The organism is Yoonia maritima, from assembly GCF_003003285.1.
Taxonomy (GTDB): domain Bacteria; phylum Pseudomonadota; class Alphaproteobacteria; order Rhodobacterales; family Rhodobacteraceae; genus Yoonia; species Yoonia maritima.
Genome location: NZ_PVTP01000003.1, coordinates 333642 through 350051, shown reverse-complemented (window position 1 = coordinate 350051; position 16410 = coordinate 333642). Strand labels below are relative to the sequence as shown.

The 16410-nt window shown below is 53.7% G+C and carries 17 protein-coding genes; 11 read left to right on the top strand and 6 right to left on the bottom strand.

Annotated features, from left to right (window positions below; genetic code table 11):
• Positions 1–46 precede the first annotated feature (46 nt).
• Entirely contained in the window at positions 47–1003 is a 957-nt protein-coding gene (locus CLV80_RS06400) for an alpha/beta hydrolase (protein ID WP_106356042.1), read from the bottom strand.
• Positions 1004–1005: 2 nt separating this feature from the next.
• The gene (locus CLV80_RS06395) at positions 1006–1296 is read right to left on the bottom strand and encodes an SCP2 sterol-binding domain-containing protein (RefSeq protein ID WP_106356039.1); all 291 of its coding nucleotides are present in this window, start codon (positions 1294–1296) and stop codon (positions 1006–1008) included.
• Positions 1297–1463: 167 nt separating this feature from the next.
• Between CLV80_RS06395 and CLV80_RS06390 the strand changes: the two genes are divergently transcribed.
• The 5 genes from CLV80_RS06390 (at position 1464) to CLV80_RS06370 (ending at position 6144) form a co-directional block, all read left to right on the top strand.
• Positions 1464–1931, top strand: coding sequence for a tetratricopeptide repeat protein (locus CLV80_RS06390; RefSeq protein ID WP_243394448.1), 468 nt, complete (start codon positions 1464–1466; stop codon positions 1929–1931).
• Between the two features lie 26 nt (positions 1932–1957).
• Complete coding sequence (locus tag CLV80_RS06385) at positions 1958–4651, top strand: helicase-related protein (RefSeq protein ID WP_106356035.1); 2694 nt, start codon at positions 1958–1960, stop codon at positions 4649–4651.
• Entirely contained in the window at positions 4648–5037 is a 390-nt protein-coding gene (locus CLV80_RS06380) for an Hsp15 family ribosome-associated heat shock protein (RefSeq protein ID WP_106356033.1), read from the top strand. Before CLV80_RS06385 ends, CLV80_RS06380 begins: the two co-directional genes overlap by 4 nt.
• A gap of 49 nt (positions 5038–5086) precedes the next feature.
• Complete coding sequence (fdxA, locus tag CLV80_RS06375; protein WP_106356031.1) at positions 5087–5422, top strand: ferredoxin FdxA; 336 nt, start codon at positions 5087–5089, stop codon at positions 5420–5422.
• Positions 5423–5637: 215 nt separating this feature from the next.
• Positions 5638–6144, top strand: coding sequence for a CarD family transcriptional regulator (locus CLV80_RS06370; RefSeq protein WP_106356029.1), 507 nt, complete (start codon positions 5638–5640; stop codon positions 6142–6144).
• A gap of 48 nt (positions 6145–6192) precedes the next feature.
• Here CLV80_RS06370 and CLV80_RS06365 read toward each other — a convergent pair whose 3' ends face one another.
• Entirely contained in the window at positions 6193–6657 is a 465-nt protein-coding gene (locus tag CLV80_RS06365) for a hypothetical protein (protein ID WP_207766524.1), read from the bottom strand.
• Positions 6658–6811: 154 nt separating this feature from the next.
• Positions 6812–8074, bottom strand: coding sequence for a phosphoribosylamine--glycine ligase (gene purD / locus CLV80_RS06360; RefSeq protein ID WP_106356025.1), 1263 nt, complete (start codon positions 8072–8074; stop codon positions 6812–6814).
• Between the two features lie 160 nt (positions 8075–8234).
• Here purD and CLV80_RS06355 point away from each other — a divergent pair, with 160 nt between their 5' ends.
• Positions 8235–8843 carry a glycine-rich domain-containing protein gene (locus tag CLV80_RS06355; RefSeq protein ID WP_106356023.1) on the top strand — a complete coding sequence of 203 codons (609 nt, stop codon included), beginning with the start codon at positions 8235–8237 and terminating at the stop codon, positions 8841–8843.
• Positions 8830–10239 carry an exodeoxyribonuclease VII large subunit gene (xseA, locus tag CLV80_RS06350; protein WP_165793335.1) on the top strand — a complete coding sequence of 470 codons (1410 nt, stop codon included), beginning with the start codon at positions 8830–8832 and terminating at the stop codon, positions 10237–10239. Before CLV80_RS06355 ends, xseA begins: the two co-directional genes overlap by 14 nt.
• A gap of 9 nt (positions 10240–10248) precedes the next feature.
• On the opposite strand, the gene CLV80_RS06345 is transcribed toward xseA, so the two are convergent.
• Both CLV80_RS06345 and CLV80_RS06340 read right to left on the bottom strand, forming a co-directional pair.
• Positions 10249–10638: a hypothetical protein gene (locus CLV80_RS06345; protein ID WP_106356018.1), complete on the bottom strand. Its 390-nt coding sequence runs from the start codon at positions 10636–10638 to the stop codon at positions 10249–10251.
• Positions 10631–11632: an alkane 1-monooxygenase gene (locus CLV80_RS06340; protein WP_243394446.1), complete on the bottom strand. Its 1002-nt coding sequence runs from the start codon at positions 11630–11632 to the stop codon at positions 10631–10633. Before CLV80_RS06340 ends, CLV80_RS06345 begins: the two co-directional genes overlap by 8 nt.
• Before the next feature lie 149 nt (positions 11633–11781).
• Between CLV80_RS06340 and CLV80_RS06335 the strand changes: the two genes are divergently transcribed.
• From CLV80_RS06335 to CLV80_RS06320, 4 genes are all read left to right on the top strand, one after another.
• Positions 11782–13467, top strand: coding sequence for an NAD(P)H-dependent oxidoreductase subunit E (locus tag CLV80_RS06335; protein WP_106356176.1), 1686 nt, complete (start codon positions 11782–11784; stop codon positions 13465–13467).
• Between the two features lie 67 nt (positions 13468–13534).
• Positions 13535–14632, top strand: a complete 1098-nt coding sequence (gene ftsY, locus CLV80_RS06330; RefSeq protein WP_106356014.1) for a signal recognition particle-docking protein FtsY — start codon at positions 13535–13537, stop codon at positions 14630–14632.
• A complete protein-coding gene (locus CLV80_RS06325) occupies positions 14629–15495 on the top strand; it encodes a hypothetical protein (protein ID WP_106356012.1) in 867 nt (288 codons plus the stop codon). Before ftsY ends, CLV80_RS06325 begins: the two co-directional genes overlap by 4 nt.
• Complete coding sequence (locus CLV80_RS06320) at positions 15492–16403, top strand: DMT family transporter (protein WP_106356010.1); 912 nt, start codon at positions 15492–15494, stop codon at positions 16401–16403. Before CLV80_RS06325 ends, CLV80_RS06320 begins: the two co-directional genes overlap by 4 nt.
• The last annotated feature ends 7 nt before the right edge of the window (positions 16404–16410 follow it).

The following is a 16410-nucleotide window of genomic DNA, read 5'->3' as shown; positions in this document are numbered from 1 at the left end:
GTGCCGGGGCAGTTGAAAGCCCCCAACATGTTCAAAGGTTTGATCGTTAGGCGATGACTTTGGCGTTCGATGTCGCTTCAAAGTGGGATGCTGTCGCATCAAAGATGCTGGCCTGAATAGCAGGGCTGTCCATCATCATCTCGTGTTGGCCGCCGGCAATGACACGCAATTGGCCGTTGGGCCAATTTGCCATGCGGTCGCGGATGCGCACCGGGTCAACGATAGCTTCGTTACTTCCAAGGAAGGTGAGGCACGGGATGTTCGTAGGCGACGGAAGCGCGCTAAGGCGGTGCATCTCACGCAGGGATGTATTTAGCCAACGCAATGACGGACCACCAAGCGCTAGGTCCGGATGACAGCGGAGCTGTTGTCCCAGTGTTTCGTACATGTCGCGGTCATTCGTTAGCGTATTGCCCTCGAACGAGGCGCGCAAAACGTAAGGTTTTTCAAATTGTCCGGGTGCAAGAGTTTCATCAAACCCAAGATGCCTACTTACTGTCGAAAGCCCCCATGCAATAGGGCGCAGGGCAACAGACATCTGAATGCCCCACATCGGCGCCGAGAACATTGCAGCTTTGATATCAAGTCCATTGATCAAAGAGCGGAGGCCAATGCAGCCACCCATTGAATGGGCAATCATATAATAAGGTTTTGGTAGGTTTTGGGCCTTTGCATAGGCCACAAGTGCCGCGACATCGTGTTGAAAGTCAGGAAAACGAGCGACGTGGCCAATTGCCCGGTTCGCCGTCATGCGATCAGAAATGCCCTGGCCACGCCAGTCGACGACAACGCTAGCAAAGCCGCGATCGTGCAATGCCTTTGCCGCGCGTCCGTATTTTTCGATAAATTCGGTGCGACCAGGAAAGATCAGAACGGTGCCCTTGGCATCCGTCTTCTTCCAATGGCCCGCGCGGATGCGCAGCCCATCAGTTGTTCTTAGCCAATGGGCAGCACCCCCCGCAGGACCATTTGCAATGTCGTCAAAAAGAGGTGCCGATTCCATCGTTAACCCAGTACGCTAGAAAGCTTCATCGCCTGACCCATGTCGCCATCGACGGTCAGTTTTCCGGTCATGAACGCCGTTGTTGGGTTCAGTTCGCCGTCAAGAATTGCTTTGAATGTTTCGGTGTCAGCGGTCAAAGAAACGTCTGCGTCGTCGTCGCTTGCGCGCGCGCCGTCTGCATCGATGATGATTGAACCTTCACCTTCAATTACAAATTTAGCAGAGCCGTCAAAGCCTGCGCCGTCCATTTTCGCGTTCAGGGCAGCTACGGCCTCGGTCACAACATCGCTCATGTTTTTTCGTCCTTCTTCGTTGATGTGGCGGCCGACCTCTGGTGTTGGCCGCGTTCTGCGTTACATTAGTTGTTATGGTTACGCTGACACATCGCATCAAACGTATCGTTACGGCACTTTATTTGGCAGTCGGGATTTCCTTACCTGCCAGTGCGCAGGAAACGACGTTGCACAACTTATATCAAGAGCTGCTCGACGCAGATGACGGTTCTTATGCGCGTATAGAGCAGCAAATTGTCACACAGTGGGACAAAAGCGGATCGCCCGCGATGGATTTGCTTTTGCGACGTGGTCAGGACGCTTTGCGTGATGGACAGGTTGACGCCGCAGTTGAACATTTCACGGCGCTTGTGGATCATGCCCCGCATTTTGCCGGTGGCTACTTCGGGCGTGCGACCTCTTATTACCTGCTCGGCATGACCGGCCCAGCGTTGGATGATGTGCAGCGCGTTTTGCAAATTGAACCGCGTCACTTTCAGGCCATCGATGGTCTGGCAGTCATCATGGAGGAGCTCAATCGCCCCGAAGACGCGTTAGAACTTTACCAAATGATTCTTGCGATTAACCCGCAGTCCGTTGTGACAAAGGATTCTATTGTACGTTTACAGTTGCAACTTGAGGGTCAAGCGCTTTAAGGCGCGGACTAGTCCTGAGGAAAACCATGACCACTGCGCGGATCACGGCCGTTCTCGGCCCGACGAATACTGGTAAAACGCATTATGCGATTCAGCGGATGCTATCCTATCGGACGGGCGTTATCGGATTGCCTCTGCGGCTACTTGCACGAGAGGTATATGATCGTATCGTCGCAGTCCGAGGGCCCGGAGTTGTTGCGCTTATCACTGGGGAAGAACGTATCGTGCCGCCCCGCGCGGCCTACTGGGTCTGCACAGTCGAGGCGATGCCCGAAGGTATGGGCTGCGATTTTCTTGCCATTGATGAAATCCAGCTTTGCGCCGATCCTGAACGTGGGCATGTTTTTACCGACCGTTTGCTGAATGCGCGTGGATTGCATGAAACGCTGTTTTTGGGTGCCGACACCATGCGTGGTGCGATTTCTGCGATGGTTCCCTCCGCGCAGTTTATGTACCGCGAACGTATGTCGCAGCTTACCTATACAGGTTCGAAAAAGATAAGCAGAATGCCGGCTCGGGCCGCAATTGTTGGGTTTTCTGTTGAAAACGTCTATGCGATTGCTGAGCTTTTACGGCGTACTAAAGGTGGGGCTGCCGTGGTTATGGGCGCGTTGTCGCCCCGGACGCGGAACGCGCAGGTGGAAATGTACCAAAACGGCGATGTCGACTATCTGGTCGCCACCGACGCCATTGGGATGGGGTTAAACCTCGATATCTCGCATGTCGCGTTTTCATCGTTAATCAAGTTTGATGGCCAACGCATGCGCCATTTGCAGCCTCAAGAGTTGGCGCAAATTGCAGGCCGGGCAGGGCGGCATATCGAAAACGGGACATTTGGTGTCACTGGTGAGGCCCCACCATTGGACGATGAAATCGCTGAAGCAATCACGGAGCATCAATTCAGCCCTGTGAATAAATTGCATTGGCGCAACAGCCGGCTGCAATTTGGGTCTGTCAAGCGCCTGATCGCGACGCTTGAGGAGCGCACCGATGACCGCTGGCTTACCCGTGTCCGAGAAAGCGACGATTTGAAGGCTTTGAAAGCGCTCGGCGGGGACGCGGAAGTTGCGGCGCGGGCCACTGACGGCCCTTCAGTGAAGTTGCTATGGGAAGTCTGCCGGGTGCCTGATTTTCGGGGCATTTCATCTGGCGAACACGCGAGCCTTTTAACCCATATTTATAACGACCTGCACCAACTTGGGCATGTGTCCGCCAACTGGTTTGGTCTGCAGGTCAGACGCATTGACCGCACGGACGGGGACATTGATACCCTGTCAAAACGACTGGCCTATATACGTACGTGGACATATGTTGCACAGCGCAACGGTTGGTTGCGTGACGAAAACCATTGGCGCGACGAGACGCGCGCTGTAGAAGACCGACTATCAGACGCGCTTCACGGCGCGCTAACGCAAAGATTTGTGGACCGGCGGACAAGCATTTTGCTTCGGCGGCTCAAACAGAAGGAGAGCCTTTTGGCTGACGTAAACGACAAAGGTGAAGTAACCGTAGAGGGCGAATTCGTCGGACGGTTGGAAGGATTCCGCTTTCGGATGGATAAGGCTGGTAGCCCAGATGAGGCCAAGACATTGCGTCAGGCGTCAGTACAGGCGCTGGTTCCACAGTTCCACCTGCTAGCAGACCGGTTTTATAACGCACCAGACCCCGAGATTGATTTTACCGAACAGGGCGGCCTTATGTGGGGCGACCATGCGGTAGGTAAGCTTGTCGCGGGATCTGATCCGTTCAAACCGGGTGTCACTGCTTTTGTTGATGACGAGGCCGGCGAAGACGTTGCTGCAAAGGTGCAGCGCCGTCTACAGCATTTCATTGATCGTAAAATCGCAGCGGGCTTCGAGGGTCTGCTTGCGTTGAAAAACGACGAGACGCTGACAGGCGCTGCCAAAGGCTTTGCTTACCGGATGGCCGAAGGATTTGGCATCATCCCACGTGGTGAAGTTGCCGATGAAGTCAAAGCGCTTGATCAAGATGCACGCGGTTCGCTGCGCAAGCATGGCGTTCGCTTTGGTCAGTTCACGATCTTCCAGCCGCTTTTGCTAAAGCCAGCGCCGACACGTCTGCGTTTGGTTCTTTGGTCACTGGCCAAAGGTCTGCAGGAATTTCCAGAAAGCCCTCCACCGGGTCTGGTGACTGTACCTGCCGCCAAAGATGCGGTGCCGGGTTACTATGCGATGTCAGGCTACCGTGCTGCGGGCGAGCGTGCGATTCGTATCGATATGCTGGAACGTCTGGCCGATATGCTGCGTGACAAAGACAGCCGTGGCGGGTTTGAAGCAAACCCTGACATGTTGTCGATCACAGGCATGACGCTTGAACAGTTCGCTGATCTGATGAGCGGACTTGGCTACAAAGCCGAAAAAGCTGAGCGCGAAAAAGTAAAAGCAGCACCTGCCGCTGATTCCGCTGACGCAGAGGCTGCGCCAGCTGCTACAGCAGAAGCAGAACCTGCCGCACCTGCCGAAGAAACCGGCCCAGAGCTGGAGGTGTTCTACACCTTCACGTGGGGTGGCCGTGCTGCACGCCCTGCGCGTCCGCAAAACGACCGTCCGCGCGGTAAAGGCAAGCCCAAGGGTAAGGGCAAAGGTAAGCCGCAGGGTGGTAACAAGCCGCAAACCTTTGCAGCTAAGCCAAAACGCGAAAAAGCGATTGATCCTGACAACCCGTTTGCAGCCGCACTGGCAGGGTTCAAAAAGGATTGACAGACCAACCCCGGCAAACGATCCGGCTAGACAAATGGCTGTGGCATGCGCGGTTTTTCAAATCGCGCAGCCTTGCTGCCGGGGTGGTTACTTCTGGAAAAGTACGTGTTGACGGAACACCCGTCAGCAAACCGGCCCGCGCCGTTGGTCCGGGTGATGTTTTGACATTTATTCAGGCCGACGCGACCAAGGTCGTGCGAATCCTTGGGTGTGGTGAACGCCGTGGCCCTGCACCTGAGGCCCAATCTTTGTACGAAGACCTGTCACCTGTGGTAGAACGCCGTCCCTATAATCCGGGCGGTGATAGGAAAGGACGTCCAACAAAGAAGCAACGCCGGGATATGATGACGCATCGCAGCATTGACGGTTCAATTGACCTTGAATGATCCGTCGCACTGTCCTAGCTAGGCCTTTGATACAAAGTGGAACGTGCCTATGACCTATGTTGTCACCGAAAATTGCATTGCGTGTAAGTATACCGATTGCGTCGAAGTTTGCCCCGTAGATTGTTTTTACGAGGGTGAGAATACATTGGTCATCCATCCTGATGAATGCATCGACTGTGGCGTTTGCGAACCTGAATGTCCTGCGGATGCTATTCGTCCGGATACAGAGCCAGACATGGAAAAATGGGTCGAGTTTAACCGCAAATATTCCGAGATGTGGCCTGTGATCGTTACCAAAAAAGATCCACTGCCAACAGCAGAGGAAATGGATGGTAAAGAAGGCAAGCTTGAATTGCTTTCTGAAGCGCCCGGCGAAGGCGGCTGATTCGGGGCTTTTACACCCCGAAGGCACCTGATTTTATTGGTTTTTCAGCGTGCTGCAATGCGGCGCTTTTCGATGCGACATTTTTATGATATGATTACTGTGATGCTGCGAACAAGTTGATCCAATCACTTAGACGATATTGCCGACGGTGACGAAAGTCTCCGCCGGATTTTTTGTCGTTCAAACCTGTGATGGATCGCTATGAAAGGACGACCATGAGTAAGAAGAAAAGTGAATTTAGCCCAGAGCAATTTGTTGTCTATCCTGCGCATGGGGTTGGCAAAATTGTAACTGTTGAGACACAAGAAGTCGCAGGGTTTGAGCTGGAGCTATTTGTTATTTCCTTCGAGAAAGACAAAATGACGTTGCGGGTTCCGACACATAAGGCAACCGAGGTTGGTATGCGCGCTTTGGCGACGCCTGATGTCGTATCTCATGCGATGAAGACGCTGCGCGGTAAAGCCAAGGTTAAAAAAGCGATGTGGTCCCGCCGGGCGCAAGAATACGAACAGAAGATTAATTCTGGCGATTTGATTGCGATTGCAGAAGTTGTACGCGACTTGCACCGCCAAGACGATCAGCGCGAGCAAAGCTATTCAGAGCGTCAGCTGTATGAAGCTGCACTTGAACGGCTGACACGCGAATTTGCTGCGGTTGCAGGAAGCGAAGAATCTGTCGCTGGCGAAGAAATAACGTCTGTGTTGGTGGGCCGCGCAGCTTAAATCGGATAATTATGTTAGGGGGCCGCGTCTATTGTGACGCGGCCTTTTTTAGTTCAGTTCAAAGCGAAGCCCGGCAGTAATTAGCATATCAAACTGGTTTTCCACACCGGGAATGAATTGCATAAAGATATTCTTATAATTTGTCTGCAGCCCGACAAGTGGGACGTAGTGACTTGAGTATTCTAAGTCCAATCCGTCGGTTTCTGGAAAGTAACTAATTCCAGCAAATGCACTAAGCGAAAAATCTTGATATTCGTATATTTCGTATGAAACCAGAGCCGAGGGGGACGGATCCCCGAGGCTGTTTTCATATATGCCTGCGGTTAACATTATGTTGTTACAATCCCACGACAAAAATACGCCAGGGTTGAGCTCGGTGAATTCCTTTGATGCATTAACATGTTCGGATCCAATTAAAATGGAAACCCGATCCGGGCTCCGCGTGCAATCAGCCAGCACGCTGGTGCCAATAAGAATTGTTCCGATGGTAAGAAGTACTTTCTTTAAAAGCAACACAACCTCCCAATAATAATCGATACGCCACGTCATAATTGAGTGGTATATCAACTGTAACCTTAGGGTTGTGGTTATTGGAAGGCTGAAATGTACTGCCCTAGCGTCAAGCTATCGTTGTTCTGACGTTCTGACTTAAGGTGAGCGTGTTGACTTACAGCGCCCGCCACCCAATATCGGAACGGTAAAAACCCTGATCCCAATCGACGTTTTGCGCCATTGCATATGCTTTTTCATGGGCTTCAGCTAATGTGTCACCGCGTGCGGTGACGCTCAGAACCCGCCCCCCGACTGCGACGATATTACCGTCTTTTTCAGCCGTGCCAGCATGGAACACCATATGAGAGCTATCTTCTGGTTGCGTATCAAGGCCTTTGATTGCTGTGCCTTTTTCGTAAGAACCGGGATAGCCCTTTGCAGCCATCACGATCGTTAATGCGTGATCGTTAGCCCAATTTGCCTTCACTTCATGTAGACGTTCTTCGGCGCAAGCTTGAAGAATATCCAAAATTTGACCGCCTAGGCGCATCATTAGACATTGGCATTCTGGGTCGCCAAAGCGCACGTTGTATTCTACCAGCCTTGGTTGGCCGTCTTTGATCATAAGCCCAACAAACAAGACACCTTGGAACGGTGTGCCGCGTTTGTTCATTTCATCCATCGTAGGTTGAATGATTTCATCCAACGCCTTTTGTGTAACGTCATCGGTCATCACGGGGGCGGGGGAGTAAGCGCCCATGCCGCCAGTGTTAGGACCCGTATCACCGTCATAGGCACGTTTATGGTCTTGTGCCGTGCCTACGGGCAGGATCGTTCTGCCGTCGCATAGAACAAAGAACGATGCCTCTTCGCCTTCCATGAATTCTTCGATCACGACTTCTGCACCGGCATCACCAAAGCTGCCGTCGAACATGTCATCAATTGCGGCAAGCGCCTCGTCCTCGGTCATAGCAACGATCACGCCTTTACCTGCCGCTAGACCATCCGCCTTTACGACGATTGGAGCGCCTTGAGCACGGATGTAGTTGCGGGCGGCGTCACCATCGGTGAAATGGGCATAGGCGGCAGTTGGGGCGTCGGCCGCGTCACAGATCGCCTTTGTGAATGATTTTGATGCTTCAAGTTGTGCAGCTTCTTGGCTTGGGCCAAATACCAGCAGTCCAGCAGACCGCAGGCGGTCGGCTACGCCGGCGGCGAGCGGTGCTTCAGGTCCGACAATGACAAAGCTGATCGCGTTTTCTTCCGCAAACGTTGCAACAGCATCCCCATCAAGGATGTTGATATCCGCGCATTCGGCGATTGCCGCGATACCGGCATTTCCCGGCGAGACAATCAAGCGATCACATTTTGGGTTTTGTTTGACAGCCCAAGCCAAGCTATGTTCACGTCCGCCGCTGCCCAAAATTAGAATGTTCATACTTGCCCCATTTGCGTTAGTATCGTTGCGTGGTTTTACGGTTGGATATGCGCGATCACAAGTGTTCAGAAGCCCGTAATCGAGCCATATATAGATTTCCACTTGGCCTTTATGGTGCGTGCGGGCTAATTTGGTGGTTAACGCGCTATAGGGGCCGCATATGAAATACGAAAAGCGGGACCGTGCGCTTTGGCATCGTCTTGAGGGATACAGCTTTCATGAACGGCCGTTGACCCGGTCATTGATCGATCAAATTGAAGATGCGACCGGCCATTCGGTGGATGTTTGTTATACGATGGCCGAGGAATACAGGCGTTTCATGTATTTGATTGGCAGTACAGGAGAAGACTTAACGCCTTCGCCAATTGTTGATCAGGTTTGGCGGTTACACATCGCCGATAAACGCGCATATTTCGAAGATTTTTGCCCACGTATTATCGGGCGTATTATTTACCGCGCCGAAGACCTGCCACCGATCGAAGACGACCCTGCCTATGGCTTGACGCTTGAATATTACGCACAAGAATTTGGCCGTCCGCAAGTGCAATACTGGCCTGACCCAGATGATGGGCTCATGAAGCTATCGCGTTTTCTGATGTGGGCCGTCGGCTGTGCTGCGTTTGCATTGTCGATGATGTTTTCATCATTTCTTTTTGCATTTTTCGGCGCAATGGTAATGACAGTTAACGCATTTCTACAGTGGAAGTATTCCTCGCTCCCCCTTCAAAGCGCTAAACCAAAGGAAAATAAAATTGATGGACCTGTTTGATGATGCGCCTGTTGACAACACGCCTGAGTTTTCAGTTGGGGAACTATCTGGTGCTGTCAAAAAGGCGATAGAAGGCGGCTTTTCGCACGTGCGGGTCCGCGGAGAGGTCGGGCGCGTTTCGCGGCCTGGATCGGGCCACCTGTATCTTGATCTAAAGGATGATCGCGCTGTTTTGTCTGCCGTCATTTGGAAAGGTCGCGCCCAAGCGTTGGCCCACCGTCCTGAAGAAGGCATGGAGGTCGTTGCGACTGGTAAGCTAACTACATTTCCCGGTCAGTCCAAATATCAGATGATCATCGAAGATATAGCACCTGCCGGAGCGGGCGCGTTGATGGCGATGCTTGAAAAGCGCAAAGCAGCCTTGGCTGCCGAAGGTCTGTTCGCGCCTGAACGCAAACAGCCATTGCCATATCTGCCAGAAATCATTGGGGTGGTCACATCCCCTTCAGGTGCGGTGATCCGAGACATTTTGCACCGCTTACGTGACCGTTTCCCACGCAAGGTTTTGGTCTGGCCTGTGGCCGTGCAAGGGCAGCGTTGCGCGCCTGATGTCGCCGCAGCAATTGAAGGGTTCAACCGTTTAACACCGGGTGGTGCGCTGCCCCGGCCTGACCTTTTGATTATTGCCCGTGGTGGCGGATCGCTAGAGGATCTATGGGGCTTTAACGAGGAGATCGTGGCCCGCGCGGCCGCTGCTTCGCAAATTCCGCTCATATCTGCCGTAGGTCACGAAACGGATACGACACTGATCGACTTTGTTTCTGATCACCGTGCACCGACCCCAACTGCGGCTGCCGAATTGGCGGTGCCTGTGCGGATGGAACTGCTGGCTTGGGTCGATCAGCAGGGGGCGCGTCTTGGGCGTGCTTTGTCGACTGGCGTGCAGCAAAGGCAGCAACGCGTTCACGATTTGGGCCGCGCGTTGCCAAGTAAAGACAGCTTGTTGAACGTCCCGGCGCAACGTTTGGATCACTTAGCTGAACGGTTACCTATTGCGTTGAAAACAGCAGCGGCAAAAAAACGTCTGCAATTGTCAGAGGCCGCATTGCGCCCAACTATCCTCAGCCGACGGGTCGCCGAGGACCGCCGTCGTTTCGCGGCACTGTCAGATCGATTAACGCCAACGTTACTTGGCGCGCGTATTTCCCGACAGTCAGAGCGCCTAGAGATGGCGCTGTCTCGTTTGTCAGACCGTGCATCGCGACAGCAGGCAGAACGGGTTGCACGGTTGGCAGCGTTAGAACGCTTGCGCGAAACGCTTGGCTATAAAGCGACGTTAGATCGTGGTTACGCCGTTGTGCGCGGCGAGGCCGGGGTTGTGACAAGACAGGACCAAGCGACCGGCAAGCTTGAAATTGAATTTGCGGATGGACGAGTTGCTGTGAGCGCCGATTGATATGATCCGTCAGGAGGATAGGTCGCTGCAGATCAGCGGATCGTTCCGGTCGGGCATTTCACGAATAACCGTAAACGGTGGGCGGTTCGTAAAAATGCCGCGAAGGCCGCCGGGTTCGTCATAGACTGTCCAGCATTTTGGTTCTGGGTCATGGTCATAGCGAAAGCAAATGTCGCCTTTGCTTTCGTACCAGACCCCATATTGGCAGATGCCTGCCTGCGACGACCACATCACACGACGTCCTGCGAGATAACGTTCAATGCCGATACTGTCGTCCGCGAGATACCTGTAAACGAGCGTGCGGCCTTCGACATGTGCTTCGAAATCGGTCGCGCCCATCCTGTCTTGGGCCTGCGTTGCCGTCGACACTGTCAGCAAGAAAAATAGCGGTCTAAGCATCTGTATACCTGTCTAGAAGTGGATCCATGATATTGCGCCAAACAGGTGGCACTAACGCAATAGCACCCATCACGGGCAATGGTTTTGGCAGCATCGGCGCTTGATCAGGAATCGTGAGGGCAGGGTAATGCCTTGATGGATGCGCGTGGTGATCTGAATGCCGGGTCGCGTTCAGCATCATGGCAGAGGTGAACCAATGCGGGCTGTTCCAGCTGTGCTCTGGTCCGATGGGGGTGGGTTTTCCGTTTTCACCCATTGCGCGCATTAGCCCATAATGCTGCACATAGTCAGACATAAGCAGCTGCATCTGCGCGTGGCCCGCCAGCAAGACATAGGCGATCAGCGCCTCCGGGCTGATCATCAGCGCAAGCAGCATAAATCCAGCGGCCCCAGCTAAATAAACGACATATGGGTTGCGCCATGTTGGACGGTTAACCTTTGCGAGACGTGCGGCCTCTGCAGCGTACCCTTGACGAAACGATCCGATCCATGCGCGAAATGCAAAGCGGTAAAAGCTTTCTCCGCGTCGCGATGTGTTTGGGTCTGTTGGTGTGGCGACATAACGGTGATGCACCAGAACATGCGCCGATGTGTGATGCCCAAACAGCAATGAAATATAAACCCACATGCCCAACCGATGCAGGGTGCGGCTACCACGGTGGATAAGTTCATGAGCGTTTGCATTGCTGACTTGGCCAAAGAACATCCCGGCAGCGATGAAGAGACCTAGTTTTTCCATCAAGGCGTGGTCATTGCCAGCAAGGGCAAACACGGTAAGTGCAAGCAGCACAAAATGCGCCAGTGCCAGCGCCACAGACAGCGTCGTGCCCGCCGGAAATTCGGATGCAGGCCTGTCAGTTTTGACAGCATTATCAACAAGTCGCGCAAAACCTGTCAGGTAGATCAACGCGGCAAGGACCCAAAGCCCACCTTGAACCGCAGCCAGGCCAAGCAAGGCAACCGGGACTAAGGTAATTATAGCAAATTGGCGCATTTGTGGGGTCATATGGCATCGGTACCATGGTGATTTGGTTGCGTCACTTCAAATGTGGCGTGAGGCGTTAACTGGCGCGTTGCGTCGCTTTCTTGTGGTCGCCCATGGGGCGTGACGATATGTTTTTGCCAACGACGAAGGGGAATGAAATGGCAGCAGACGGACAAAGCGGTGTCTGGAAATCCGGCAAGGGCAAAGGGCGTCACACCCCCAAAGGCCGTCAGTTGGACGATGCTGCTTGGGCAGAGGTCAAAGCACTTTTGGGTGATCGTCCGCGTCGCCGGGATTTGCTGATTGAGTTTTTGCACCTCATTCAAGACGCATATGGGCATCTGTCAGCGGCTCACATGTATGCATTGGCCGAAGAAATGCGATTGTCACAGGCTGAAGTTTATGAAGTCGCGAGCTTTTACGCACATTTCGACATCGTCAAAGAAGAGGACACGCCGCCGCCTGCATTGACGATCCGGGTCTGCGATAGCCTATCTTGTGAACTTGCAGGGGCGCAGCAATTGAAAACAGCATTAGAGGATGGGGTGAACCCTGCCGAAGTCCGCGTTCTGCGTGCGCCATGTATGGGGCGTTGCGATACCGCGCCGGTGTTAGAGATCGGTCACAACCATATTGATCACGCAACCGTTGATAAAGTGCAGGCCGCGATTGCTGCCAATGATACCCACGCCCATGTTCCCGAATATCAAACCTATGCAGCCTATATCGCCGACGGCGGTTATCGTGTCTTGAGCGAACTACGCGACGGTGGAGACTGGGAGGCCGTCCAAGACAAACTACTATCATCTGGCTTGCGCGGTTTAGGCGGCGCGGGTTTCCCGTCAGGCAAGAAGTGGGGCTTTGTACGTGCAAACCCTGGACCACGCTATTTGGCGGTAAACGGCGACGAAGGCGAACCGGGTACTTTTAAAGACCGATTCTACCTCGAACGCACCCCGCACCTGATGCTTGAGGGTATGTTGATCGCTGCGTGGGCGGTCGAGGCCGACACTTGTTTTATCTACATGCGCGACGAATATCCGGCCGTGCTTGAAATTTTGCGTCGCGAGATTGCCGCCTTAGAGGACGCGGGTATTGTCGCGCCGGGTTACATTGATCTGCGTCGCGGGGCTGGCGCATATATCTGTGGCGAAGAAAGCGCGATGATCGAAAGCATCGAAGGTAAACGCGGCATCCCGCGTCACCGTCCACCGTTTGTGGCGCAAGTTGGCATTTTTGATAGGCCAACGCTTGTGCACAACGTTGAAACGCTACTTTGGGTGGCGCGTGTCTGCCGCGAAGGGCCAGAGGTGCTGCACCGCAATGAATTGAACGGGCGCAAGGGCCTGCGTTCTTATTCGGTTTCTGGGCGTGTCGCCAACCCGGGTGTCTATTTGTTAGAGGCAGGATCGACCATCACCGACGTTATTGGTGCCGCTGGTGGAATGGCTGACGGTCATGTGTTCAAAGCCTATCAACCGGGCGGCCCATCCTCGGGGTTGTTGCCTGCAACGATGAACGACATTCCGCTAGATTTTGATACGCTGCAACCGCACGGCACATTCATCGGATCGGCGGCAGTGGTCGTGTTGTCAGACCAAGACAGTGCACGCAGTGCGGCACTGAATATGCTGCGGTTCTTTGAGGACGAAAGCTGTGGTCAGTGTACACCTTGTCGGGTTGGCTGTGAAAAGGCGGTTAAACTGATGCAGGCCGATCACTGGGATCAACCGCTTTTGACCGAACTTTGCACTGCGATGTCTGATGCATCGATTTGCGGGCTGGGGCAGGCGGCGCCGAACCCGATTAAACTGGTCATGCAGCATTTCAGCGACGAAATCTGACCGGGTCTTTTCAATCACTGCCCAAGGGATTAGGTCATAAGACGTAATTTACCAAAGGCGCTGGCGTATGTCGTTTTTCAAAAAGCTCAAAGATCGGCTAACGGGATCATCTTCCAAAATTGACGAAGGTCTGGACGCGATCGTAAGCGAGGGCGGGGTAGAAGAACCGCCCGTCGTTGAGACGCCCAAGGTCGAAGTACCCGAGCCTACGCCGGTCCCGGAACCTGAAGTGGCCGTTGATGAACTTGAGCAGGTCAAAGACGCTCCAGAAGTCCCTAAGAAATCAGGTATTCTGGGTCGTATGTTCGGTGCTGAACAGGCAACCGTTGTGCGCCGCACGCTTGACGATGAGATGCTAGAGCAGCTTGAAGAATTGCTGATTACGGCTGACATGGGTGTGGATACCGCGCTGCGCGTCACGGCGAACATGGCCGAAGGGCGCTTGGGCAAGAAACTGTCGGTGGCTGAAATCAAACAGCTCATGGCGGATGAGATCACGCGGATCATGGAACCTGTCGCGCGGGCCATGCCGCTTTATGCGAAGAAACCGCAGGTGGTTCTGGTCGTTGGCGTGAATGGCGCAGGTAAGACAACGACAATCGGTAAGCTAGCTAGCCAGTTTCAGGCGGCCGGCAAAAAGGTCGTTATCGCTGCGGGTGATACATTCCGTGCTGCTGCCGTTGAACAGTTGCAGGTATGGGGTGATCGCGCGGGTGTGCCTGTGCTGACAGCCCCCGAAGGGTCCGACCCCGCGAGCCTTGCATTTGATGCCATGACACAGGCCGAAGCTGATGGTGCGGATCTGTTGATGATCGACACTGCTGGGCGTCTGCAAAACCGGACCGACCTGATGGAAGAATTATCTAAGATCGTGCGGGTGATCCGCAAAAAGGACCCTGATGCGCCGCACAACACGCTGTTGGTTCTTGATGCCACGACAGGCCAAAACGCTGTGCAGCAGGTCAAGGTGTTCCAAGAACTCGCAGATGTGTCTGGATTGGTGATGACTAAGCTGGATGGCACGGCAAAGGGCGGCGTGCTGGTCGCATTGGCCGACCAATTCGGCCTGCCTATTCACGCGATTGGCGTTGGTGAGCAGATCGATGACCTTGCGCCCTTTGATCCCGAAGAATTCGCATCGGCGCTGGTTGGGGTTGAGGCATGAAGGCGTTCATCGCTGCGGCATGTCTGACAGCATCACCAGCATTCGCCTATGACACGATGACTTCCGAAATTTGCCAAAACAGCTGGGATGCGCTCAAAGATGCCGTCATTCCCTATAGAGAAATATTTCAAGCGTTTACCCAAACAAAGGTTGAATTAGCCGCGGATGGATGGTGCGAAGTTCACGATCGGCAGCTTGGCTGGGATGGTGCGGCTCAGTCATCATGGCGTGCTAAGGGGGTGTCCGGATTGGGTTTTCGTATCGAAACGGTTGATCCACTCCTCAATGGACAAGGCTTGCCGGATGCGATGGCAGTCAGATTGAGCGATTTCGAGGTCGGAACACGCAATTATGACGCGTCATTGCGATTGCGCCGTATGCCCGAAGAAGGTCAGCTTATCGTTGAGAGCTACACCTTGCGCCATGAAGACGGTAGCGGAATAGCTGCAAGCATGATCATGGATGGTGCTTATTTTAGCTCGATTGGGAATATGCAAACCAGTTTAATCGGTATGCGCATGTCCGATCTGCGGGCACAAGTCGTGGTAAACCAGCCATTGTTGGACGATCTCGATGTCGATCTGTCGGATGTAAACCGCGTTAGTGTTGGAAGTGCTTTACGCGACGTGCCGCGTTGGAATGTCAGCACTGACAGTCGTCAGGCATTTCTCGCGATGGTCGCCGATAAAGAAGGCACAATTGATGTTGAGATCAGCTCAGAATCTGGCTTGGGTATCATGCAGGCGGCATTGCCGTTCTTGAATATGCCTGACGCGCATAGTGATGATGATATCGCGACTGCGGTTGGTGTTGCTTTGTCTGGTGTGACCATCGATGTTTCTTGGAAGTCAGGTGAATTTTGAACAATCTAGCTGATTGGCTGGTATCGATTGCGGGCACCCCAGAGGGTGCGAGACTTGCGACGATACTTGCATTGGTGTCCGCAGTGGCACATGCGTTTTTTGGGGCCTTACAAAAGGGACGTTATGACCCTTGGCTATCGCGTGGGGCGATTGATGCTTGGCTTGCCGTGATTTCGGCACCGGTTGCACTGTTTTTGGTGCCATGGCCTAATGCAGCGACTGCGCTGGTGCTTGTCGGGGCAATTGTCGTGCATTTTGCATATAAGGTCACAATGGCGCTGGCGTATGAAAAGGCTGCATATACAGTCGTTTATCCGGTTGTGCGCGGCACCGGGCCATTGGTTACAGTTTTCGCGGCGTCGCTGTTCTTTGGTGAACACTTTAGCGCGGTGCAGTGGGTCGGTGTTGCCTGCCTGTCAGGCGGGATTTTGTTGCTGGCACTACGGAACTTGTCGGAAGAGGTGATTGATCTTGCCTCGCTTAAGACTGGGCTGTTGTGGGCCTTGGTCTGCGGGATGCTGGTTGCGCTTTATACGACGTATGATGCCTATGGCATCCGGCAATCACCTGATCCATTTACGTTCTTGGCGTGGTTCTTTTTTGTGACCGCAATCGACATGCCAATTCTTGCGGTCTGGCGCTATCGCCGTATGGAAAACCCGCCTGTGCTGCGTCCGTTGATGTGGCGTGGGCTTGCCGGGGCGCTGATCGCGTGGGTCAGCTTTGGCGGCGTGATGATGGCAACTCGCCTTGATAAAGTCGGTGAGGCGGCAGTTCTGCGCGAAACGTCAACTGTGTTTGCTGCGTTGATCGGTTGGTTCATTTTAGGTGAAAAAGTCGGACCGCGGCGCCTGTTCTTAATGGCGCTGGTTGCACTAGGCGCTGTGATCGTAGAGATGGGAGGCTAAAGGAGAC